The following is a 22861-nucleotide window of genomic DNA, read 5'->3' on the forward strand; positions in this document are numbered from 1 at the left end:
GGATTTCGCCGTGCGCTGGCTCAGGATTGCCATAGGCTTTACCGTCACCCTGCTGACGTTGCTCTGCATGCTCCCGGCCCAGGCCGCGCCAGGCAGTGGCTGGGCGGTATTGCTCGACGAGCAGGGCGACCTGACGCTGAGCGATATCCGATCCGCCCGCTATACCAATCAATTCAGCCCCATCGACCTGGACCGCCTCAAGGCCGCCGAGCCTGGTGGTGCATTGTGGCTGCGTTTCCGCCTGGCCCCGGACAGGCACGAACAGATCCTGCGCATCTTCGCACCCGACCTGTCACGCCTGAACCTTTACGTGCTGGACGGCGACGCCCTGGTCGAACAACAAATCAGCGGCAATGTCACGCATACCGAACCGTCGGTGCCCAGCAGTGACTTCATATTGCCCCTGCCGCGCAGCGACAAGTCGCTGGACGTCTACCTGCGATTGGCCTCGCGCCATGAACTGCGCCCCTACGTCACGTTGCAATCGGCCGTCACAGCGGCGGCCGATCAGAACCAGACACTGATTTATGGGCTGCTGTTCGGCTGCATCGCCATGCTGATCCTGCACAACCTTACCCGCTACGCCTATACCCGTTCACGCAGTTGCCTGTGGCTGGCCGCCTGTGAAGGGCTGCTGATGCTCAGCCTGGTGCTGTTGCTGAACCTGGCCGGCCCCTGGCTGCCCGACTGGCCGGCGGTGCAGACGCCCGGGGCCTACCTGGCATTGTTGCTGACGGCGCCTTGCGGCCTGATGTTCGCCTACCGCTTCTTCGCGCCCTTGGGCCCGCACCCGTTGAACCGGCTGCTGCTGGGGGACATTGTGTTCGTCATGCTGTGCAGCCTGCTGCTGTTGTTCGTCAACACGCTGCCACTCAATATCATGACCTATGCCCTGGTGGCCCTGGCCGGCCTGAGCATGCTGTTCGTCAGCGCCTGGCACTGGCAAAAGGGCTACCGCCCGGCCCGGCTGTTCGTCGCGGCCATGGTGGTCTTCAACCTGGGCACGTTGATCATCCTGCCGGCGTTGCAAGGGCTCACGGAGGTCGCACCCCAAGGCTTGATCATTACCCTGCTGGTCTTCATCTGCATCAGTGGCCTGTTGATGAGTGTCGCCCTGGGCGAGCGCCAGCGCTCGATCAACGAAAGCCGTTTCAGCCTCAGCCGCGACCTGGCGGCGAGCAATGCCGAAATCAATGCCAAGGCCGAATTCCTGGCGAAGATCAGCCACGAGATCCGCACCCCGATGAATGGCGTGCTGGGCATGACCGAGTTGCTGCTGGGCACGCCGCTGTCGGTCAAGCAGCGCGACTACGTGCAGACGATCCATAGCGCCGGCAATGAACTGCTGACCCTGATCAACGAGATCCTCGACATTTCCCGGCTCGAATCCGGGCAGATCGAATTGGACGATGTGCAGTTCGACCTCAATGCCCTGATCGAGGATTGCCTGAGCATCTTCCGCGCCAAGGCCGAACAGCAGAACGTCGAGCTGATCAGTTTCATCCAGCCCCAGGTACCACGCGTGATCAGCGGCGACCCTACGCGGCTGCGCCAGGCATTGCTGAGCCTGCTGGAAAATGCCCTGAAGAAGACCGACGAAGGCGAAGTGCTGATCGTCGTCGCCCTCGACGAACGCAGCCATCAGCCCCGCCTGCGCATCGCCGTGCAGGACAGCGGGACGCCGATGGACGCAGAGGAGCGCGACACGCTGATGCACGCCGAGCTGCACAGCAAGAACTTCCTCTCGGCAACACGCCTGGGCGGCAATCTGGGCCTGGTCATCGCCCGCCAACTGATCATCCTGATGCACGGGGAATTCGGCATCAAAAGCGGCAGCAACCAGGGCAGTACCCTGTGGCTGACCTTGCCGCTGGACCCGGATCGCCTCGAACACCCGACTTCCGATCTCGATGGCCCGCTGCAAGGGGCACGGGTGTTGATCGTCGACGACAACGACACCTGCCGCAAAGTACTGGTGCAGCAATGCAGCGCCTGGGGCCTGAACGTCAGCGCGGTGCCCTCGGGCAAGGAAGCCCTGGCACTGCTGCGCACCAAGGCGCACCTGCGCGATTATTTCGACGTGGTGCTGCTGGACCAGAACATGCCGGGCATGACCGGCATGCAACTGGCGGCCAAGATCAAGGAAGATCCGAGCCTGAACCACGACATCCTGCTGATCATGCTCACCGGCATCAGCAACGCGCCGAGCAAGATCGTGGCGCGCAACAGCGGGGTCAAGCGCATCCTCGCCAAGCCGGTGGCCGGCTATACCCTCAAGACCACCCTGGCGGACGAACTGAACCAGCGCAACCGGGGCCAGGCGACGAGCATGCAAGTGAATGCAGGCCCGCCCATCCCGGTGAAAGTGCCGAGCGACTTCCGCATCCTGGTGGCCGAGGACAACAGCATCTCCACCAAGGTCATCCGCGGCATGCTCGGCAAGCTCAACCTGCAACCCGACACCGCCAGCAACGGTGAGGAAGCCCTCAAGGCCATGAAGGAGCAGCGCTACGACCTGGTCCTGATGGACTGTGAAATGCCGATCCTTGATGGTTTTTCCGCTACCCAGCAATTGCGTGCCTGGGAAATGGGTAACCAGCGCACCCGCACGCCAGTGGTAGCGCTCACGGCGCACATCCTGGCCGAGCACAAGGAGCGCGCCCGCCAGGCCGGGATGGACGGGCACATGGCCAAGCCAGTGGAGCTGTCCCAACTGCGCGAGCTGATCGAACACTGGGTAGCCCAGCGCGAACAGCAGAACAAGACCGCCGCGCATTCGTCCTAGGCCTGCGCTAGTGTCCTATATCACAAATACTGTTCCTTTTTGACGGCGTCTGTTGTCGTCATGCTGCGTTGCCGCTCCTCGCCATAGCGGGCTATGACTCGTCGCGGCGCCTTGCCTGACGAAAACAGCCACTCGTCAAAAAGAAACGTATTTGCGAAACAGGACACTAGAAACCGAAGCCTTGTTCAAAACTCCAGTGCATGGATATTGCGGGTTGTTTCGGCGATAACGGACGCCCGCACCCGTTCCCGAAACGTTGAATAATGCAGTGTGCTGAACGTGACAATCGCCATTTCTTCGAGGCTGGTTTGCACCACCTCTTCGATCGGCCAAAAAAGAAAGGTCGAAACCGTTCTACGAATGCTGAATTGCTTGTGATAGAGAGCGATTTCTATTCGTCCTGACGATTTCGGTAGGCAAGGGATCACTTGGAAGAATGCTGATTCCTGCTGCAGGCTAGCTCGTTCGAACACCTCAAGGGCATCGGGATGTCGTTTCAGGGCTCCGATCGATTCAATCGCCGGCTGCGCGAAGCGCTCCTCGAATGACTGGGACAGTTGATGGGAAACACTTTCGGCCATTGATCCCTCGCCAGGCTGTCCAGACCTGAGCGGGCGCGCCGAATCCCACCCCAGGTACCTGAGCTTGTTCGTGTAGTAGCTGAACCAGTCGCCCACCAATCCGTCCCGGTAAGCCGAGCGTGTCGCCAACTGGGCGTACAGGTTGCTCAGGCAGATGTCTTCGCGATCCTGACGGGACAAGCCCTCGCCAAATGAAACGAGACTGCCCGCCACCACGGCCGCTCCTGTGGCGTCGCTGCTATACAGCGCCTGGTCATGATCCTGAAAATATCCGGCACTCACGGGGCTACCTCCGCCGGATCGAGTTCAACAGCGCTCGAAATATCAAAGATATGCTTCGCGGGCTTATCGCCCAGTTTTTGAACGATCGCACCGCGGAGCTGTTCGTAAAGCTCTTTCGATAAGCAGGCCTGGAAGCACTTGGACTGAACATTCCCCACAGCATTGGCGACCGACAGACACTGCCCAAACGGGTTGGAAATATCAGCTTGCGAAGTCTCGTAGTTCAGGTAGACGCTGCTTAGCAGGGTCCCCGGCTGGGCCAGGATCACTTGCAAGCAGATCCTGGCGGCAGATTCGTCGTTTGCTTGTGGCAGCACGACGTGCTCGCGCAACTGCTTCATGGCCGGCAGGGTTCCGGGTAGTTTCGCGATACGATCCAATAAGCAAATGACTTCATCGGCAGCCGTTTGATCGGCAAACTCTTCCAACCGTCGTCCCAGCCATTGCGCTGTAGTTAAGTGGCATTCTTCATCAGGCAGGAAGTTGCCCCATGCAACAGTCTTCTGCAGCCAGGCATTTTTCAAGACTTCACGATACGCTTCATACCATTTCGACACCATGGCATAACCCGGGTACTTTTTATGGGCGACTAGTTGCGCAAACAACAGGGACTCCAGTACATCGTTTTTCTCCTGCTCTGCCATACTCCGCGACAACATCACTACTGCCCCGGCATTAATAAAAACCGAATAACGATCATTCATTGCATTCACCCTTTTTTATGGTTGGCGACTACAACGTAGCCGCCTTAGAGGCTATACAAAATCAGAGTTCGTACGCTTCGATTTTTTTCTGGGCGCGATCGCCCAGTCTTTCAATAATGATATCGCGCGTACGGTTAATAATGGACGGCACCATGGTCATATGACTTTCACCGCGATACAAATCGACCGAGCTGCTGTCCCAATTAACGAACAAGACTTGAGTCTGGTTGGAGCGCTTGATGAAACGCACCGCACCCAGCGCCAGGATGACTTCGCCATCCGGCGTCTCATGGCAGGTTGCTACACCAAAACCACCCGCACCGGACTCTTGGAGGTTCTGATCAAACACCCGAAGCGGCTTGTCACGGCCCTGCAACGCAGCGATTGCATCACCGGCGACCTTGAGCATCAACACTGAGGTGGGACCGGGAATGGCAGCTGCCGCCACCGCCGAACCGAGAATCTGCAACACCAGTTCATCCATAGTGAAGCTTTTGCCCGAAGCCTTAACCGTGTCGTAGTACTTTTTCAGGATCACCCAACCGCAATCCTGCATGACCTGCAGGAAGAGGTGATACCACTCCTTGCCTTGATGGTCATGGGGAAATGCCTTGTTAGCCACTAACGAAGCAAACAGATAAGAATGCTGGATGTCCGCCTGGTTCTGTTCAGACATGCCTGAAACAAAAGCCAGGATACTGTCACCCACGATCGATGCACGATCCGGTTTTTCCGTTTGCTCAACGAACTGGGCGCTACGAACTACAGGCGCCTGCGAAATTATTTCAAAGTCATCTGGCGATACATCGTAGGACTTCAAGCGATTAACGCGATCAGCCAGAGTCAGCACGGAATCATATTTAATGCTCATACTATTTCCTTTTTTGATAAAAGATCCTCCATGGATCCGAAAAGCGAACTTACGCAACCCCCTTCACAACAACAAGTGCACAACTGTAACCGTAGATAATCCGATCCAACTCGCTCATTTAAAATCGGCACAGTCATGAAGTTGCGTTTCGTCCCCACCGCGCACCGACAAATACCCCGACGCCTGATAGACTTCACCTCAAATTCATTCGTCGTGAGCCTCAACCATGCTCCATGTGCTGTTCAGCGTTTACTTGAAGATGCTGGTGCTCTACAGCCCCTTCTTCGTCCTGTCCTGCTTTATCGGGTTGACTCGCGGCTATTCGCGCAAGGAACAACGCCGCCTGGCCTGGAAGGTGGCGACCGCGACGCTGATTTCCAGCGTGTTGCTGTATTTGTTCGGGCGAGTGATTTTCAGCGTGTTCGGCATCACCGTGGACGCATTCCGGATCGGCGCCGGCAGTGTGCTGTTCATTTCGGCCCTGGGCATGGCCCAGGGCAAGTCGGCCGTGCAGACCGACAATGTGCAGCAGGACGTGACCATCGTCCCACTGACCATTCCGTTGACCGTCGGCCCCGGCACCATCGGCGCCCTGCTGGTGATGGGCGTGAGCCAGCCGCACTGGGACGACAAACTCATGGCCATCATCAGCATCGCCCTGGCGAGCTTCACCGTCGGTGTGGTGCTCTACCTGTCCAGCCGCATCGAGCGGATTCTTGGCGACCAGGGCTTGCAGATTGTCAGCCGCCTGATGGGGCTGTTTGTCTGCGCCTTGGCGGCGCAGATCATTTTTACCGGAGTGAAGGGCTACCTGGTGCCCTGAAGCAAAGCCACTTACCCAGCGACTGGCGCCGACGCCAGCAGCTCCTCCAGGGTTGCACTGCCAGTCGCACCAAGGCCCCTTAAGCGCGCCACGAACGTCGATACCGGGCGCGATTGCGCGTCGTTGAAGCCGAGGCCTATTTCACCGCGCAAGACCGGATCGGCGGAACATGCATCACGCAGGATCAAGCAGCGCTCACTGTCCGGATCGACAATGACCAGGTGCGCCTGGACGATCTCGAACACGAGTTTTCCAGGCTCATCGAATGCCCAGATCAACGTGCTCGCCGTAACGGGTACCTCACCCAAGGCATGGCGACAGTCGACAATGACCGACTCCAGCTTCAACCACACCGCTTTCGTCAAATGGCAGGTCACCGCGCCCTGGCCCATACGCAGGACCAACCGGTTGACCTCATCGGGAATCAGCGGCAAGAGGTCGCGGCTGACCTTCTCCCCCTCGACCACCAGCACCTGGGCGCTGCGCTGGACGTAATCGAACGGCCCGATGCTGCGCTTTTCCGGATAGATCCGCACCCGCCCATCCTGGTGCTCGTGCAGGAGCACGTTCTCCCGTGCTTGCGTGCCCAGCAACGTAAAGTCCTTGGGCAGGTTCTTGCCGGTGACTCGCAGCAACCGGGCACTTTGCACGTCATACCATTGCAGGCTTCCAGGCTCGGACTCCACCGACACGAATTCGTCATGTTGCGCAGCGTCCAGCAATCGCTGGAGGGCGTCGACCAAGTGCTCGCCCTGGGCGAGCACCCAGGCGTGGTTGACCCCAGTGATGGTCGCCATTTCCTGATGCCCCAGCGCCAGCGACACACCGTCCACGCTGATCCCGCGCAAGCCGCTGCCTTCGGGGGTGACGTCGGCGAACCGCCAGCCCACCCACTCGCGCTGATAAGCCGGCAGGCTAGCGCCTGGCAACAGTTGCGTGCCGGTGTCGAATACCTGATTCAGTTGCTGTGGGTCGAAGAATACCTGGCTCAATATTTCGCCGCTCGACCTATCGAACAGCCAGACCGACTGATTATCCGGCGCCACGCCCAGCAAGCGAACGTCCTTGTCGAGCCCCGGGTCGCACAACAACAATCGGTGCTTCACGTACCAGGCACAGAGGTTACCGTCACCGGCGGCATTGCGCAGACCGGCAATGGCAAAATCCTTGCCCGGGTATTGCTCGGCCAACGGTTCAAGCGCTTGCCACCACTGCGCACGCCCCTTGAGCCAGTGCTCGCTCACGCCGGCAAACTGCAGCGCGTCTTGCGCCACCAGGTTGAAGAACAACCCGTTTTCATCGAGCGCCACGTAGCCCCCTTCAACGGCCAGGATCTGCTTGAGCCCATCTGGCTGCACCCATTGGCGTGTCCAATGCGCCGTACCGTCCTTCACGCTGCGTTGCAGTCGGCAAAGTGTCTGGTTGGGGGTGACTCGCTGATAGATGAAGAACACGTCGCTGTCGTCCGCCATCGGCAAGAGCATCAGCCCGTCCAGCTTCTTGATCGAGTCATCCCAGCCACGGGCATGATGTTCGGCGGGTTGCGCAAGGATCAGGCGTCGATCGCTGCTGCGTACCCACGCCATGTCTCGGGAATTGGGGGCAATCGTCCAGCAGATCGAAACGTACGGCGCCGGCTGCCAATCGACCGTGGCGAGCCCATTATTCGAAGGTCCGGCGGGCAGTCGCAGAAAGTCGCCGAGCACGGATGACCACTCGGCCAGGGTATCGTTGGCCGATAGCAGCGCCTGCAACTGCGGTGCCGTGTCGTAGGTGACGGAACTCAACAGCAACTGCCCGTCATGAATCACGTATCGGTATTGCCGGACGGTTTGATTGTCGACGATATATTCCTGCACGACATGAATCACACCATGGGCATCCGCCTCGATACTACGAATGGTGCTCTGGCCGTCCTGTATGAGTAACAGATAGCGGCACTTGAGCAAGCCTGTGGCGCACTCCGTCTGCCAGATCTGCAGTTCCTCGGGATCGTAGAAATAGGCGAAGCCATCCAGGACCACCGACAGTTGCGGCTCGCCGAGCACTTCACTGTCGTCGCGAATGTAGAGGAAGCGGTCCTCGGCCGCGTCATACCAGGCCGTGGTGTAGCTCGGTTGCAGGGGATCGTCGAACGGAACCAGATAGCGATGGATAGGCGTATACGGCAGCGCCAATCGATGCTCGCGCGCAAGGGCCTTGTAGTGCTCGAGCAACGCTTGCTCATCGAGCCCCTCGGGCGCCGTCTGCTCGACAAGGTCCAGTTGGCGCTTGTCCCCGGTGACGCTGAACAATTGGTCGGCCGTACGGATCAGCACTTCCTGCCGGCCGTCTCGGGCGACATGGACGGCGCCGATGTACAGTTCACCGGAAGGCTCGATCCGAATATCGCTTTCATTGGCCCAGGTTGCCTGCAACAGCCAGCGACAATACGTCAGGTTCGGCGCGATAAGCCTTATGTCGGCCCCTGGATTGAGCATCACGGTACAGCGCCCGCCCGCGCCCCTGAGCCAATAGGACAACTTGCCTTGCCAGGCATCTGGCAGGACGGGAACCACCAGTGTGCGCTCCAGCACATCCAGATTCACCCGGATGACCGTTTCGCCATACACCGGGTTCAGGCGATTGAGAATGTAGTCGGAGGGAAACGAATAGAACGAGAACAGAAATAGCCAGGAGCCGTCCGCTTGCTGTTTCTCCAGCCGTCGGGCCGTGTCGAAGCCCCGATCATGCCGCAAGCGGGCGAAGGGCAGCGCCTTGTATTCATACCCGTAAGTGGTTTGCGGTGTACAGGGCAGCACGATGGGTTGTCCGGCGGGCGGGGCGAATCCGATCTGCCTGGGTAGCCCCAGCTCCCGGCGAATATCGATGGCTCGCGCGTCATCGGGATCGAAACCCGGCACACCGAAATGATCATGCAAGGGATACAGCTTTGGACTGTTGAGCTGCAACGTTCCGTCGTTCAGATCGATGCTTTTAATCAGCAGTGAAGGACGCGCCACCCACGCGGCCAACTTGTGATCATAGGCGTAGCCCTCGCCACGATAGGCCTGCTCCAGGTCATCGAAAAACTGACCGACTTGCCGGGCCTCGCGGGCGATGGTGGCAAATCCCTGGGCCAGCGCGGCGACCCCGACGGCCAAGCCACCGAGAATCACGCCCGCACCGCCGAGTACCGCCGCGGCGGTCGATGCCCCGGCCAACCCAGCCCCGACGCCGCCCGCCGTCAAGGCCAGGCTGGCGGAATCGAATGTCAGCTGGGTACCGAATTGCGCGGTCTCGATGCCGGTTTGCGCAGTTTTCAACTGGTAGATATCAAAGCCAACATTGGCCAACCCCAACACAGCGCCGACGCCTTCGTTGGCTGCATGTCCTAAGGCCTGGCCGACAATCGGCGCGCAAGTACGGGCAATGATCCGTTCTTCCACCAGAGCGGTGCGGGCCAACTGCACCAGGCCCGCCACGTCCACGACATTGCCGTGCACCAGTTGCGCATAGTTGACGTACGCGTGCAGGCGCACGGCGGTGGTCAGTGTCCGGTCGTCCCCTTCGCGTCCACGTAAGGCATTCATCAACGCCTGGATGGTGAAACCGGCGTTGAGGGTATGGACGCTGCCGGCTTCGGTCGGGTCCAGGACGCCGCCCGTCTGCACGGGTTTGCGCGCCAGGGTCGAAAACTGTTCCGACAGCCAGCTCTTGATCCGCAGTAGGCGTTGATCGTCGCTGAGCACGCGGACCGGCTGTTGTGGGTGCGCGGGGTCGATCAGGCTCACCCGATATTTGCCTTGCGGCGTGATCTCCAGCGTTTCGAACAAGGGCACCAGCGGCGTCGTCGAGCCATGTAGCTCCTGCAAACCGACCGTCGCCTGGGCGATCTGCTGGCCCCACCAGTGGCTGTCCAATTCCAGCAAACTGCTGCCCAGGTGCGCGTTGTCCACCAGGGACCTTCCATGGGCACTGTTCAGGCGCCGGCGAATCGCAAGGGCCGGTTTTCCTGGCAAAGGTTCGGGCTTGAGCAACTGCGCCACGGTGAAGCCCTCGGACAATTCCAAGCTGGCGATCTTTTTGCTGTGCAGATCGATCAGATCGAATTCCGGTCGAGCGTCAGGGCCATAGGCAGCGTAATAACGGGCCATGCCCTCAGTCCGGAAAAAATGCTCCAGCCCACGTTGCAGCCCATCCGGGTGGTCGAATTTGCACAGGCCGAAGTTGGGGTCGAAGAAATGATAAGCGGCACCTTCTGCGCTGACGGTCTTGGACACCAGCATCGAATGGTTATCAGAGTTGAGCATCAGCGTACGGGAGCCGCTGTAATGCTCGAGCAGGTCCCTGACCTGGTCCAGGTTCGTCAGCCCCAGGCGCGTTCCGACGTCACCCAGCGGCACGTCCCGCAGCGTCTCCAGCGTTTGCACAAAAGCCTGGGAATCGGCCTGCCCGGGTTCGAGCACCGCCAGGTAGAAACGTTCGCGCAAGTGCCCGGAAGAAACCTCACCCTTGGCCAGTGCTGCGCTCATCACCAACGCCAGGGGATAGCAGCGCCCGCCAATCGCCTCGCCATCGCTGTTGAGCAGCAAATCCTGAGGGAGCATTTGCACGCCGCTGTGGCCGAACCCGTCCAGCACTTGCCCGGAGCGTTCGACGACTTGGAGACGGTGTTCAAGGGTCGCCACTTTCTGGATCCGTGCAACATGACGGCCCCACTGGAATAACGTTCGCGCCTGTTTCAAGGCCGTTCTCTTCAACTCCAGCGCACTGTCGGACGGCAGTGGCGCATCCGCCGGATCGCTCGACAGGCCGCCCATGAACTCGGCCGCCTTGCGCTTGAATAATTGCCGCTCGATGACCGCGTAACGGCCGGCTACGCCCTGTTCGACAACGCTATTGGCCAAGTTCTCCAGCTCACTCGTAGCCGTGTTGAAGCTCGAGTTCTCCAGGGTGTCCAAGCCGAGCAACACGCCCAGCGACAGCCTTTGCACAGGGCTGGCCTCAATGACGCGCCGGGTGCCACCGGCGATCTCGCCCAAGACGTCGTCGATTCCCAGGCTTTGCATTTTTGCATCGCTCAGGAACACCGGCACCAGTGCATCGGCAGGCTGACGCCGGATACGCTGGCGATCATCGAAACTCAGCGGCAGCGGCTTCTCGAAACGTTTTTCGCCATCATGCCCCTGGCTCATCGCTTCGATGAACGGCTCGCCGAGTCCTTCGACCAAGCGCTCCAGCACATCGGTCAGCAACACGGCTCGGCCTTCGATCAGTGGCCAGCCCTGTTGGAACTCAACGGTTGAATGCTTGAGTAACTGGGCGATGTCGCCGTTGTAGCGTGTGCGGTACTGACCTTCACGCCAGCGTGCCTGCTCGTTGGCGAGCCATTGTTCGGGTTGGTTGCCATTTTCTTTCCAGGAATGATCCTGCTCTTCTTCGGTGGCGCTGTTAATCGTCAGGTGGAGGGCAACACCCGCCTCCTCGCGCAAGGTCTTGGCAACCGCCGCGCTCAAGTGCGCGTTCGCGTAGTCGGCCATACCATCGCGCATGGCACCGGGGCCTGTCAGATGGAGAGTGCCCTCGGTCTCGAAGCGAATACCGTCGCCGAAGTGGGTCGCTACGGCCGATATCCGCGCTAGAGTCCTGAGTACTTCGCCCATCGGCAGATGGCTCAGCGATCCATTAGTTTTTTCGAAGACTTCTTCCACCAGACCCAACATGCCCGCAACGTCGCTCAATGCAACATCGCGCTGGGCAGCCAGCTGAATTGACGCTTCAACCAACTCATGGTTGGAGCCCAGACGATCGATCACGCTTTTGAGAATCTCGGCGCCCGAATGGGCCATCAGAAACGAATTGTTCAATGATCCCTCCACAGCCAAGGCCCGCAGCGCGAAAGGTCGAACCAGCCTCTCTGCCGGCAGTTCGAAGACCTCGCTCAAGCTTGGCCGGCTTTGCGCGAACGCCTCCAGTGCCGACAGATGCTCGGCGGGAATATGCACGCGATAACGGGAGGAAGCCTGGCGACCCGGCATCCATCCGGGGTTCTCGTTCAGCAGCAATTGCAGGGTCCCCAGCCGGGCATCATAGCTAAACCCGCTGATGTCGACGCCGCCCAGGGTTGTCGATAACGGCGGAAGGTGGTCGATGTCGGTATAACTGCCACCTTCGGTAAACAGGACTTCGGCACGCACCACATCCGATGCCGCCGCCATATTGCCGAGCAAGCGCATCTCCCTGTCATAGACCTCCTGCAATCGCAGCGAAACCGCGCCAACGGCGAGGTCACGCAACGCGAAACCGTCCATGTCCAGGACACTGCGACGATTGCGTTCCAACTGTTGGCGCAAGGTTTGTGCATCCTGCCCGTAGGCGCGGGACAGTAAATCGATCCGGGCCTCGTCGGCTGATCCGCCCTTCGCCACAGCGGCAATGATATGGGCCTGCATCTGTTGTTTCAAAACAAGGGCATGTTCGTTGTACAGGGCACCCAGCTCAACCTCACTAATATGTTCATCCACGCCGTGTAAAAAAACATTGGCCTTGGCGGCTTCAACAATAAGCTTATTGGTTTGCCAGGCCAGTAGCGCATCGCTGTCATACCAAAGACTCAGGGTATAACCCTGCCGGGCCAATACGTGTCGCCACACATTGAGGTAATCGCGTTGAATGTCGCCGAGGCCACCGCCGAGCCAGACAAAGTGCAACGTCTTGGACACTTCCGTGGGTAACTTCTTCATCAGCTCAGAACTGAATTGAAGGCGCGCTTCATGCGCTTCGATTTTGTCGTATATCTGCGGCAGGTCAATTCCGGCCACGACGGGAGCGGACACCCGCTCATCCTGGCTGCGCTTGACCCTGCGGCTGCCCAACAGCTGAGCCAGCATGTGCTTCAAGAGCCCCAATGGCTCGAGCAGACTGTGGGAATCCGGCATGCCGACACAGGCAAAGTAATAACGGATGATCGCGTCGTAGTGCTCAGTGTTCTTATAGGGCAACAGTGCCCGCTCGAGGTCGGCCAGTTTGAAAAGGCTGATAAAACCGAGCGCACTGTCGTCCGTCTTGATGTTTGCTTCCTGCATAAAGATACTCCTTGGCCTGTTCCGTTAAAAACAGGCATATAAGAACGGCGCCGCCAGAGCATGTTCCGGCGACCGGTTATTTAATTCGATATTTTGCCAAACGCTTATAAGCGCATGCCGATAACTTAACAGGCACGCAAACTAACGCTTAAGAACAAACAATTCAAATGGGAAGGCTTTCAATGCGTTTCAAAGGCGGACAAAATATATAACTTGCTTTTTACTTATCGGATCGACAAATAAGGAAAGCGTCGATAACGCGATCTTGAAGCCCCCTATTTATCCTGTGGCGAGGGAGCTTGCTCCCGCTGGGCTGCGAAGCGGCCCCCAACCTGACACCTCTGTGCATCAGGTAGATCGAGTCGCTGCTTTTGGGGCTGCTGCGCAGCCCAGCGGGAGCAAGCTCCCTCGCCACAGTAGCTCCCCCCACCACAGAACAGTGTTGCGGTTCAAGAGGCCGGTTTGGCCCCATACCAGCGAGGCGTATACACCCAGTTTCCACCGGATGCACGCGGGAACACACAGGTGGTGGAGGAGCCGATCAGGACCATCGTGCGCATATCCACCTGCTCGGCGGTGAGCTGCCCCAGCGTGGTGACACGCAGGGTCTGGCCCGGGCGACCAATGTCGCGCCCCAACACCACCGGCGTCTGCGGTGTGCGGTGCTGGCCGACGATCTCCAGCGCACGCCCCAATTGCCAGGGGCGCGCACGGGAAATCGGGTTGTAGAAGGCCAGCGCCAGATCGGCTTCGGCAGCCAGGTCCAGGCGTTTTTCAATGATCGACCAAGGCTTGAGATTGTCCGACAGCGACATCACGCAGAAGTCATGCCCCAACGGCGCACCGGCCTGGGCGGCGGTGGCGAGGGACGCGGACACGCCCGGCAGGATCTCCAGCTCAACCTGGTGCCAGGCCGGATCGCTGGACTCGTGCAACGCTTCGAGCACCGCTGCCGCCATGGCGAACACACCCGGGTCACCGGACGACACGACGATCACCGAACGGCCTTGCGCAGCCAACTCAAAGGCGTGTCGGGCGCGCTGCATTTCTTCGCGGTTGTCGGTGCAGTGCAGCACTTGATCATCGCGAAACGGGCCGGCCATGCGTACATAGGTTTCGTAACCCAGCACATCGGTGGCCCGCGCCAACTCGGCTTTCACCGCCGGCACCATCAACTCGGCAGCGCCCGGCCCCAGGCCGATCACCGCCAGGCGTCCGCGCGGGCGGCCGATTTGGGCCACATCCAAGGGTTGAGCGGCAACGGCGATGGCCAGGTTGTCCGTCGTCGAAACAACGGTCGCGCCCGGTACCGAACTGCGGGCCAAGGTGGCGGCATCGCCCGTTGCAGCCACAAAGCGCAGCGCCACCCCGAATTCCAGCGCCGCTTCACGCAAGACCGTGCTGCCCATCAGCGTATCCGCCGCCACCAGACACGCCAGGCTCCGAAGCGCCACGTTCGCTTGCTGCAAAGCGGCACGAACGGCGCCCGGCAGGTCAGCCAACCCGGCGCTCACCACCACCGCGACACTGCGCGGATAAATCAGCAGTTCGTGAGTGCTCGCCTCACGCTCGGCATGGCCGACGTGGATCGTGCGCCGCGCCTGCGGGTCTTGCGGCAACTGCGCCTGATCCAGCCACGGCGCCGCGCCTTCGATACGCACCGGCTCACCGGCCAGCAAGTCGGAGACGAAGCGCTTGCCCTGCTCCAGGTCGCCGAGGCTGTAGCCGCTTGGCGGATTGAGCAGGCAAGTGCCGAAACGCAATTCGCCGCTGGTGGTAATGGCCGGCGCGACTTGCAGCGCTGCCGCGATGTCCCGGGCCATGTCATTCACCCCGCCCAGGCCGCCCAACAGAGGCACCACGGCGCTGCCATCCTCGGCCACCGCCAGCACCGGCGGCTCGGCGCCTTTTTCCAGCAACAGCGGCGCCAGGGTACGGATGACAATGCCCGCGGCGCACAGGGCGATGATCGGTGTGTCCTGTTGGTAGAGTTCGCGCAACGTCGCGCCAAATTCCAGGTACTGCCGATCGCCCTCGACCCGCCCGGCCAAGCCGTGGATCAGGGCGTCGGGGTAGCGCTGCTGGATCCGTCGAGCCGTCGCCAGGCTGCCGGGGCCGAGGATGACGATGGCCGGCGTCTTGGCGGCCATCAACCCTGCCACCGTTCGCCCGGCACGATGATCAGCGAGAAGTACGGCGAAGACATCGGCTCGACGTCATCCAACGGCACGATTTTCTGGTTGGCCATGGTCGCGCGCTCGACATACAGCGCCCGTCCGTCCATGCCCAATTCCTGAAGCACTTGGCGAACCTTGGGGAAATTGCGCCCCAGCTTCATGATCACCGCCGCATCCGCGTCGGCCAGGCGACGCTTGAGATCATCGTGAGGCAGGACGCCCGAGAGCACCGACAGGCTCTGGTTGCGATAGACCAGCGGCGCACCGAGCACCGAGGCTGCGCCGAGCATCGAGCACACGCCGGGGATGACTTGGGCCTCATAACGCCCGGCCAGGCGATCGTGCAGGTACATGTAGGAACCGTAGAAGAACGGGTCGCCCTCACAGATCACCGCCACGTCGCGACCGGCGTCCAGGTGCACGGCCAACTGCTCGGCGGCGGTGTCGTAGAAATCGGCGATCACCTGTTCATAGGACAGCGGCGCCGGCAGCACCTCGGTGGTGACCGGGTAGACCAGCGGCAGCAATGTCTGCGCGTCCTGCAAATGCGCCTCGATGATGCCGAAGGCGTTGCCTTTCTTGCCCTTGGCGACGAAGTACGCCACCACGGGCGATTCGCGCAGCAGGCGCAGGGCCTTGACCGTAATCAGTTCCGGGTCACCGGGGCCCACGCCCAGGCCGATCAGACGTCCAGGCTGCTGCATCATTCAACCTCCGTAGCGAGGGCGTTGACGGCGGCGGCGGCCATGGCGCTGCCGCCCAGGCGGCCTTGCATGATCACGAACGGCACGCCCCGGCTGTTGGCCGCGAGCATCGCCTTGGACTCGGCGGCACCCACGAAGCCCACCGGAAAACCGAGGATCAAAGCCGGCTTCGGCGCGCCGGCGTCGAGCATTTCCAACAGGTAAAACAGCGCGGTCGGCGCGTTGCCGATGACCACGACGCTGCCTTCCAGGTGCGGACGCCACAACTCCAGCGCCGCCGCCGAACGGGTGTTGCCCAGTTCCAGGGCCAAGGCCGGCACGCTCTCGTCGCGCAAGGTGCAGATCACCGGATTGTTGGCCGGCAGGCGAGCGCGGGTCACGCCTTCGGAGACCATCCGCGCATCGCACAGGATCGGCGCACCGGCGGCCAGCGCCTGACGCCCGGCCGTGCCCGCGCCCTCGGAAAACTGCAGGCCATCAATGGCCTCGACCATGCCGCAGGCGTGGATCACCCGCACCGCGAGTTTCTCCAGATCGGCCGGAATGCGCGCCAGGTTGGCTTCGGCGCGGATAATCGCGAAGGAGTTGCGATAGATCTCCTGACCGTCGCGGATGTAATCAAGCATCAAGGGGGCTCCGGGGATGAGCGTCGAGCCATTGGCCGAGCGCTTCAATAGTCAGATTGTGGGCTTGCAACGCGCCGAAACCTGGCAGCGCGGCATCACGAAAATACAGGTCGTAACGACCGGGGGCGACCGCCAGCAAGGTGGCGGGCGCGATATGGGCTGCCGCGCAGGAACGCGGGCAGCCGGACAGATGGACTTTCAGGGTCTGGCCCTGGCGTTGCAGCAGCTCGGCCAATTGACGAGCATCGGCCTTGGTGTCGGCCAGGGCTTTACCGCAGCCACTGGAACCGGTGCAGGCGATGAGCTGCGCCAGGGGTTGGTCGACCGACACCAACAGGCCCAGCGTTTGGAGCCGCGCCAGGACTTCTTCGGCATCCTCGACACACACGTTGGGCACCAACAGGCTTTGCCAGGGCGTGAAACGAAGGCTGCCGTCGCCCTTCTCCCGCGCCAGTTGCGCCGCCCCCCGCAGCATGACCGCATCGAGCCGCCCCAGGGGCGCCGCCGCGCCGACGTAGACGCGGTCGTCGTGCTGGGAATGGATGCCGATGTGCAGTTCGTCGACGGGCTCGTCCCGCTGCCAATCCAGGCAAGCTTGCAGCGGCACGCGGCAGGCCAATCGGGTCATGAATTCATCGTTGGGGATTTCAGCCAACAAGTGACGCATGCGGATCTGGTCCGGGCGGGCCAGGTCGAGGAACAGCTCCAGCACCGCCACCACCAAGGCATGCCCCTGGGCCAGGGGCACCCTGCCCGCCGGTTTATCCAATGGGGAACCGGCCAAGCCGAAGGCCAGCCAGGGCTCGCCATCACGGACCAAGGCCGACAACCACAGGTCGTGGTGATGTTCGAGCATTGCCAGCGCCTCTCCACCGTCCAGTTGCACGGCGAACTTGGCCGACAGTTCGGGGAAGCGTTCGTGGGTTTGCAGGGTGATGAGGATCTGCTCCGCCAACGGGCGGGTGTCAAACAGCATCTGCCGATCGATCCCGGCCGCGGGGCTGAGCATCAGGTTGCGCACGTCATCGCCAGACGGTTTGCGAGGACCAAGCCCGGCGGCCAGCAATGACTGGATCAGCGCGTCGTGCCCGGGGCCGATCCCGCGGATCTGCAGGTTGGCCCGGTTGGTCGCCTCGATCACGCCCCCGGCGAACCGCTCGGCCACCAAGGCCACGACGTCAGCCTGATCCGCCTGGATGGAACCGCCATCGAGCTTGATCCGACAGATCCCCCCGTCCAACGCCTGGACGACACGCAGCAACCCCGGGCAACCGGAGGGGCGGATGACGTTGGAGGATGGACGTTCGTTCAAGGGCAGACCGGCAGCTGAGAAACGCCACATTGGCGAAGGTGCGCCATTATGCCTGCTTTGCCGGTGGTCATGAAAAGCTTGCCTGTCGGATTGAGGCGAGATTGCTCAAGAACACGGGTTGCCTGATCCAATGATGTTATCTGTATCGCCGCCATCGCGAGCAGGCTCGCTCCCACAGTTTTGATCGGGGTGTTCACAAATTCTGTGTTCACCCCCAGATCCCTGTGGGAGCGAGCCTGCTCGCGATAGCGGTCTGTCTGGAAAAGTGATGTTGGATGGACCGCCGCCTTCGCGAGCAAGCCCGCTCCCACAGTTTTGATCGGGGTGTTCACAAATTCTGTGTTCACCCCCAGATCCCTGTGGGAGCGAGCCTGCTCGCGATAGCGGTCTGTCTGAAAAAGTGATGTTGGATGGACCGCCGCCTTCGCGAGCAAGCCCGCTCCCACAGTTTTGGATCGGGGTGTTCACAAATTCTGCGTTCACCCCCAGATCCCTGTGGGAGCGAGCCTGCTCGCGATAGCGGTCTGTCTGAAAAAGTGATGTTGGATGGACCGCCGCCTCGCGAGCAGGCTCGCTCCCACAGTTTTGGCCAGGCTGTTCACAAATTCTGCGTTCAACCCCAAATCCCTGTGGGAGCGAGCCTGCTCGCGATAGCGGTCTGTCTGAAAAAGTGATGTTGGATGGACCGCCGCCTTCGCGAGCAAGCCCGCTCCCACAGTTTTGGCCAGGCTGTTCACAAATTCTGCGTTTGACTCCAAATCCCTGTGGGAGCGGGCTTGCTCGCGAATGCGGTCTCGCAGCCACAATGATGTTGCGCCAGGCGCCTGATCCGCCGGGGCGCGGTATGATGGCGGCCCGGTTCGCGGCGGCAACACGCCTGTCGATCAACCCAACTATTCGAGGAACAGAGATGACCCCCTGGCTGACCGTAGTGGGCATCGGTGAAGACGGCTTCAAGGGCCTGGGCCGAACGGCTCGCCATGCCTTGCTGCGAGCATCGCGGATCCTGGGCAGCCCTCGCCAGTTGGAGCTGTTGCCCCTGTGTATCCGCGGCGAGCGGGAGCTGTGGCCCAGCCCGTTTTCCCTGGAACCGCTGCTCGCTCGGCAGGGCGAACCGGTGTGCGTGCTGGCCAGCGGCGATCCGATGTTCTATGGCGTGGGCGCCAGCCTGGCGAAACAGGTGCCGAGCGACCAGATGCTGGTCATCCCCGCGCCATCCTCCTGTTCACTGGCCGCGGCGCGCATGGGCTGGCCGTTGCAGGAAGTGGTCACGCTGTCGCTGGTGGCGCGTCCCCTGGCGGCGCTCAATGGGCATTTATCCACAGGCGTCAGGCTGTTGCTGCTGAGCAACGACCGCCACAGCCCCGCCGCCGTGGCAAGCTTACTTCGCGAGCGGGGCTTCGGCCCAAGCGCCATGACGGTGCTGGAACACTTGGGCGGCACGGCAGAACGATGGATCGAAAGCACTGCGACACAATGGTCCGACACCACCGTCGCCGACCTGAACCTGATCGCCGTCGAATGCCGGGGCGAACCGTCGACACCGCGCCTGTCACGCCTGGCCGGTTTGCCGGACACCGCGTTCGAACATGACGGCCAGTTGACCAAACGCGACGTGCGCGCCATCACCCTCGCCCGCCTCGCCCCCACACCCGGCGAGTTGCTCTGGGACGTCGGCGCCGGCAGCGGCTCCATCGGCATCGAATGGATGCGCACCCACCCCAGTTGCCGGGCCCTGGCCATCGAAGCCGACGAAGGCCGGCAAGGCTTGATCGAACGCAACCGCGACACCCTCGGCGTACCCGGTCTGCAACTGGTTCGCGGCAGCGCCCCGCTGGCGCTGGAGAACCTGGAGCGACCAGACGCGGTGTTCATCGGCGGCGGCGTCACCCGCGAAGGCGTGCTCGACGCCTGCTGGGCCCAACTCAAGCCCGGCGGTCGGCTGGTCGCCAATGCCGTGACCCTGCAAAGCGAAATGACCTTGATGCACTGGCGAGAACGTCATGGCGGTGAACTGACCCGCATCCACATCGCCCAGGCCCAACCCTTGGGCGGGTTCGACACCTGGCGCCAGGCCTTGCCGATCACCTTGCTCGACCTGGTCAAACCTCTCGATGCGTGACGAAACCGCCGAACAACTCGCCCCCCTGCGCAGCGGCCTGACCACCGGCAGTTGCGCCACCGCCACCAGCCTGGCGGCGGCCCGATTACTGCTGCGCGGCACCGAAGCCGATGCCGTGGAGATCGTGCTGCCGAAGGGCAAGCAGGTGCAGATGCGCCTGGAGTTCTGCCGGTTGACCGAGCAAGGCGCCGAGGCTGGGACGATAAAGGACGCGGGCGATGACCCGGACGTGACCCACGGCGCCCTGTTGTTTTCCCAGGTGCGCTTGATCGCCGAACCCGGCGTGCGTTTCATCGCCGGTCGCGGCGTCGGCACGGTGACGCGCCCCGGGTTGGTGCTGGGTGTCGGTGAGCCGGCGATCAACCCGGTACCACGCAAAATGATCAACGATCACCTGGGTCGCTTGGCCGAAGAATGCGGTTATGCCGGAGGTTTCGAAGTCACGGTCAATGTCGAGGGCGGCGAAGCCCTGGCGTTGAAAACCATGAATCCGCGATTGGGCATCCTCGGCGGCCTGTCGATCCTTGGCACCAGCGGCATTGTCCGGCCGTTTTCCTGCGCGGCCTACATTGCCTCGATCCATCAAGGTATCGACGTGGCGAAGACCAACGGCTACCTGCACATCGCCGCCTGCACCGGCAATGCCAGCGAAGACACGATGCGCCGGGTCTACAACCTGCCGGAAATCGCCCTGATCGAAATGGGCGACTTCGTCGGCGCCGTTCTCAAGCATGTGCGCAAGGTGCCGGTGGAAAAACTCAGCCTCTGCGGCGGCTTTGGCAAGATCAGCAAACTCGCCGCCGGCCACATGGACCTGCACAGCCGCCATTCGAGCATCGACCTGCCGCAGCTGGCCGCATGGGCGGCTGCCATCGGTGCCGATGAGGTCTTGCAGCAAGGCATTCGAGAAGCCAACACCAGCCAACAGGCCCTGGCGATGGCCAGCGCCGCCGGCATCGCCTTGGGCGATGCGGTGTGCGAACACGCGCTGGCCTTCGCCCGCAGCGTGGTGCCGGCCCAGGTCCAGGTCGAAGTCTTTGCCATCGACCGCCAGGGCGGGATCGTTGGCCAGGCGGGAGCCCTGCCATGAAGAGCCTTGAAATGAAACGCATCCTGCTGCTCGGCGGCGTCACCGAAGCCCTGGCCATCGCCCGCACCCTCGGCCCCCAGCACATCTACAGCCTGGCCGGCATCGGCCGCGTCCCCACCGACCTGACCTGCCAGGTGCGCGTCGGCGGCTACGGCGGCGCCGAAGGGCTGGCGCACTTCATCCGCGCCGAGGGCATCGACCTGCTGCTGGACGCCACCCACCCCTACGCCGCCCAGATCAGCCACAACGCCGCCCACGCGGCCCGTGCCTGCGCCATCCCCTGCTGGGCCCTGCGCCGCCCGGCCTGGCAACCCCAGGCCGGCGATGACTGGCGCGAAGTGGCCGACTGGGCCGAACTGATCCAGGCCCTGCAACCCTTCCACCGCCCCTTGTTCACCCTCGGGCGTGAGCCGCTGCAACACCTGCATGAAATTCCGCCAGAGCAATTCTGGACCTTGCGGGCGCTGGACGTTTACCCCGGTAATGAGCGCTGCGAAGTGATTGGGGCCCGTGGTCCTTTTCATATCGAGGGCGAGCGTGAATTGTTCGAACGGCGGCGGATTGATGTGCTTGTGAGCAAGAACAGCGGTAGCACGGCGACTGAACCGAAGCTGGAGGTGGCGCGGGAACGGAGGTTGCCGGTGTTGGTGTTGAAGCGGCCGGTGCTGGCGGGGGTGGATCGGGAGTTTGGGACGGTGGATGAGGTGTTGCAGGGGCTGCGGCAGTTGGTCTGACAGAAAACTGCACCGTCCTACAAGCCTGTCCTGTCAGAACTACGTCAGCAGGCTACATCACCTTGCGTCGCTGCCTACAACTACGCCAGAATCCGCCGGTTTGTGCGCCTTGGAGGCCCTCGGTAACTTGATTCCCGTCACTGCCCTTCAGTGATCGGGTTTAGTTGCCCAAGGTTTTCAGCGGGTTCACAAGCTTCGTCAGTCAGGTATTTCATCCTGCACTTGATGGTGGTTGTGCGCAGGGCGCCTTCGGGCGCGCCGGTAATGCTGGACTCCCCGGTCGACTAACCTGCGCACAGCCGCCACCCTGTGGCGAGGGAGCTTGCTCCCGCTGGGCTGCGCAGCAGTCCCAAAAAAGCGGACGCGATATTCCTGACACACCGCAATGTCCGATTTTAGGGCCGCTCCGCGCCCCAGCGGGAGCAAGCTCCCTCGCCACAAAAGCACTCATTCGAAGATCTGTTGCTACTGTTAACACAAGCCCTGCGACCCTACACCGCACGTGGCTTTTTTACTTCTCAACCCTGATCAGGCTAAATACCGCCACCTGATCGCCCAACCGAGCGGATTGCCCCATGTCCCGACAACGGCTTGCATTTGCCTGGATCGCCTGCTTCGCAGTGCTGTTCAACATGCTTGCCATGCCGCTTTCCAACAGCGGTGGCGCGACTGCTGATGCACCAGCCGAGCAGCTGTTGTGGGGCAGTTTCTGCTCATCCAGCGGCACGAGAATGGTGGCGATTTCCCTGGGCAAGCTCGAACAGGGCACGCCGCAACAGGACAGTCATTCAACGATGCAGCATTGCTGGTGCTGCTCAGGTTCCCCGCCGTTGGTGGCGCTCGCCGGGCATGTCACGCAGTTGTACCTGGATGCACAGCTGGCCCATCGCGGTGCCGTCCATTCGAAGCTCGACAGCCCCACGCCACGCCAGCAATGGCCCAGCCTCAACCCCCGCGCCTCGCCTCTGGCCTGATTCTTCCGC

General features: G+C 61.7%; 15 protein-coding genes. 6 read left to right on the forward strand and 9 right to left on the reverse strand.

What is annotated here, in order from left to right; translation table 11 throughout:
* The first annotated feature begins 10 nt into the window (after nucleotides 1–10).
* Nucleotides 11–2785, forward strand: a complete 2775-nt coding sequence (locus M1D99_RS26690; RefSeq protein ID WP_458131042.1) for a response regulator — start codon at nucleotides 11–13, stop codon at nucleotides 2783–2785.
* 185 nt (nucleotides 2786–2970) lie between these two features.
* Here the strand turns inward: M1D99_RS26690 and M1D99_RS26695 are convergent, their stop codons facing one another.
* The 3 genes from M1D99_RS26695 to M1D99_RS26705 form a co-directional block, all read right to left on the reverse strand.
* Nucleotides 2971–3648 (reverse strand): hypothetical protein, encoded by a 678-nt coding sequence (locus tag M1D99_RS26695; RefSeq protein WP_434572639.1) that lies wholly within the window; start codon nucleotides 3646–3648, stop codon nucleotides 2971–2973.
* Entirely contained in the window at nucleotides 3645–4352 is a 708-nt protein-coding gene (locus tag M1D99_RS26700; protein ID WP_458131043.1) for a hypothetical protein, read from the reverse strand. Before M1D99_RS26700 ends, M1D99_RS26695 begins: the two co-directional genes overlap by 4 nt.
* A gap of 61 nt (nucleotides 4353–4413) precedes the next feature.
* The gene (locus tag M1D99_RS26705; protein ID WP_434572642.1) at nucleotides 4414–5223 is read right to left on the reverse strand and encodes a hypothetical protein; all 810 of its coding nucleotides are present in this window, start codon (nucleotides 5221–5223) and stop codon (nucleotides 4414–4416) included.
* 226 nt (nucleotides 5224–5449) lie between these two features.
* On the opposite strand from M1D99_RS26705, the gene M1D99_RS26710 reads away from it, so the two are divergent.
* On the forward strand, nucleotides 5450–6046 hold the full coding sequence (locus M1D99_RS26710) for a MarC family protein (RefSeq protein WP_060739358.1): 597 nt from the start codon (nucleotides 5450–5452) through the stop codon (nucleotides 6044–6046).
* An 11-nt stretch (nucleotides 6047–6057) separates the two neighbouring features.
* On the opposite strand, the gene M1D99_RS26715 is transcribed toward M1D99_RS26710, so the two are convergent.
* The 6 genes from M1D99_RS26715 to M1D99_RS26740 all read right to left on the reverse strand — a co-directional run bounded on the left by M1D99_RS26715 (nucleotide 6058) and on the right by M1D99_RS26740 (nucleotide 18279).
* Complete coding sequence (locus tag M1D99_RS26715; protein WP_458131044.1) at nucleotides 6058–13113, reverse strand: TcdA/TcdB pore-forming domain-containing protein; 7056 nt, start codon at nucleotides 13111–13113, stop codon at nucleotides 6058–6060.
* Between the two features lie 449 nt (nucleotides 13114–13562).
* The gene (gene cobJ / locus M1D99_RS26720; RefSeq protein ID WP_458131045.1) at nucleotides 13563–15263 is read right to left on the reverse strand and encodes a precorrin-3B C(17)-methyltransferase; all 1701 of its coding nucleotides are present in this window, start codon (nucleotides 15261–15263) and stop codon (nucleotides 13563–13565) included.
* The gene (locus tag M1D99_RS26725) at nucleotides 15263–15994 is read right to left on the reverse strand and encodes a precorrin-2 C(20)-methyltransferase (protein WP_434576623.1); all 732 of its coding nucleotides are present in this window, start codon (nucleotides 15992–15994) and stop codon (nucleotides 15263–15265) included. The genes cobJ and M1D99_RS26725 overlap by 1 nt, the downstream gene beginning before the upstream one ends.
* On the reverse strand, nucleotides 15994–16620 hold the full coding sequence (locus M1D99_RS26730; protein ID WP_186731096.1) for a precorrin-8X methylmutase: 627 nt from the start codon (nucleotides 16618–16620) through the stop codon (nucleotides 15994–15996). Before M1D99_RS26730 ends, M1D99_RS26725 begins: the two co-directional genes overlap by 1 nt.
* Nucleotides 16613–17932 (reverse strand): precorrin-3B synthase, encoded by a 1320-nt coding sequence (cobG, locus tag M1D99_RS26735; RefSeq protein ID WP_458131046.1) that lies wholly within the window; start codon nucleotides 17930–17932, stop codon nucleotides 16613–16615. The genes M1D99_RS26730 and cobG overlap by 8 nt, the downstream gene beginning before the upstream one ends.
* Complete coding sequence (locus tag M1D99_RS26740) at nucleotides 17929–18279, reverse strand: hypothetical protein (RefSeq protein ID WP_434572649.1); 351 nt, start codon at nucleotides 18277–18279, stop codon at nucleotides 17929–17931. The genes cobG and M1D99_RS26740 overlap by 4 nt, the downstream gene beginning before the upstream one ends.
* Nucleotides 18280–18842: 563 nt before the next feature.
* Here M1D99_RS26740 and cbiE point away from each other — a divergent pair.
* From cbiE to M1D99_RS26760, 4 genes are all read left to right on the forward strand, one after another.
* Entirely contained in the window at nucleotides 18843–20054 is a 1212-nt protein-coding gene (gene cbiE / locus M1D99_RS26745; RefSeq protein WP_458131047.1) for a precorrin-6y C5,15-methyltransferase (decarboxylating) subunit CbiE, read from the forward strand.
* Nucleotides 20047–21144, forward strand: a complete 1098-nt coding sequence (locus M1D99_RS26750) for a cobalt-precorrin-5B (C(1))-methyltransferase (protein WP_458131048.1) — start codon at nucleotides 20047–20049, stop codon at nucleotides 21142–21144. The genes cbiE and M1D99_RS26750 overlap by 8 nt, the downstream gene beginning before the upstream one ends.
* Before the next feature lie 11 nt (nucleotides 21145–21155).
* Nucleotides 21156–21878, forward strand: a complete 723-nt coding sequence (locus M1D99_RS26755) for a cobalt-precorrin-6A reductase (protein ID WP_458132169.1) — start codon at nucleotides 21156–21158, stop codon at nucleotides 21876–21878.
* Between the two features lie 575 nt (nucleotides 21879–22453).
* A complete protein-coding gene (locus tag M1D99_RS26760) occupies nucleotides 22454–22852 on the forward strand; it encodes a DUF2946 domain-containing protein (RefSeq protein ID WP_458131049.1) in 399 nt (132 codons plus the stop codon).
* The last annotated feature ends 9 nt before the right edge of the window (nucleotides 22853–22861 follow it).

The sequence above is a fragment of the Pseudomonas sp. R3-41 genome, assembly GCF_054161485.1.

Excerpts from the sequence above, each read along its gene's own strand:
- M1D99_RS26700 (WP_458131043.1), bottom strand. The coding sequence starts at position 4,352 with ATGAATGATCGTTATTCGGTTTTTATTAATGCCGGGGCAGTAGTGATG.
- M1D99_RS26705 (WP_434572642.1), bottom strand. The coding sequence starts at position 5,223 with ATGAGCATTAAATATGATTCCGTGCTGACTCTGGCTGATCGCGTTAAT.
- M1D99_RS26710 (WP_060739358.1), top strand. The coding sequence starts at position 5,450 with ATGCTCCATGTGCTGTTCAGCGTTTACTTGAAGATGCTGGTGCTCTAC.
- M1D99_RS26715 (WP_458131044.1), bottom strand. The coding sequence starts at position 13,113 with ATGCAGGAAGCAAACATCAAGACGGACGACAGTGCGCTCGGTTTTATC.
- cobJ (WP_458131045.1), bottom strand. The coding sequence starts at position 15,263 with ATGGCCGCCAAGACGCCGGCCATCGTCATCCTCGGCCCCGGCAGCCTG.
- M1D99_RS26725 (WP_434576623.1), bottom strand. The coding sequence starts at position 15,994 with ATGCAGCAGCCTGGACGTCTGATCGGCCTGGGCGTGGGCCCCGGTGAC.
- M1D99_RS26730 (WP_186731096.1), bottom strand. The coding sequence starts at position 16,620 with ATGCTTGATTACATCCGCGACGGTCAGGAGATCTATCGCAACTCCTTC.
- cbiE (WP_458131047.1), top strand. The coding sequence starts at position 18,843 with ATGACCCCCTGGCTGACCGTAGTGGGCATCGGTGAAGACGGCTTCAAG.
- M1D99_RS26750 (WP_458131048.1), top strand. The coding sequence starts at position 20,047 with ATGCGTGACGAAACCGCCGAACAACTCGCCCCCCTGCGCAGCGGCCTG.
- M1D99_RS26755 (WP_458132169.1), top strand. The coding sequence starts at position 21,156 with ATGAAACGCATCCTGCTGCTCGGCGGCGTCACCGAAGCCCTGGCCATC.
- M1D99_RS26760 (WP_458131049.1), top strand. The coding sequence starts at position 22,454 with ATGTCCCGACAACGGCTTGCATTTGCCTGGATCGCCTGCTTCGCAGTG.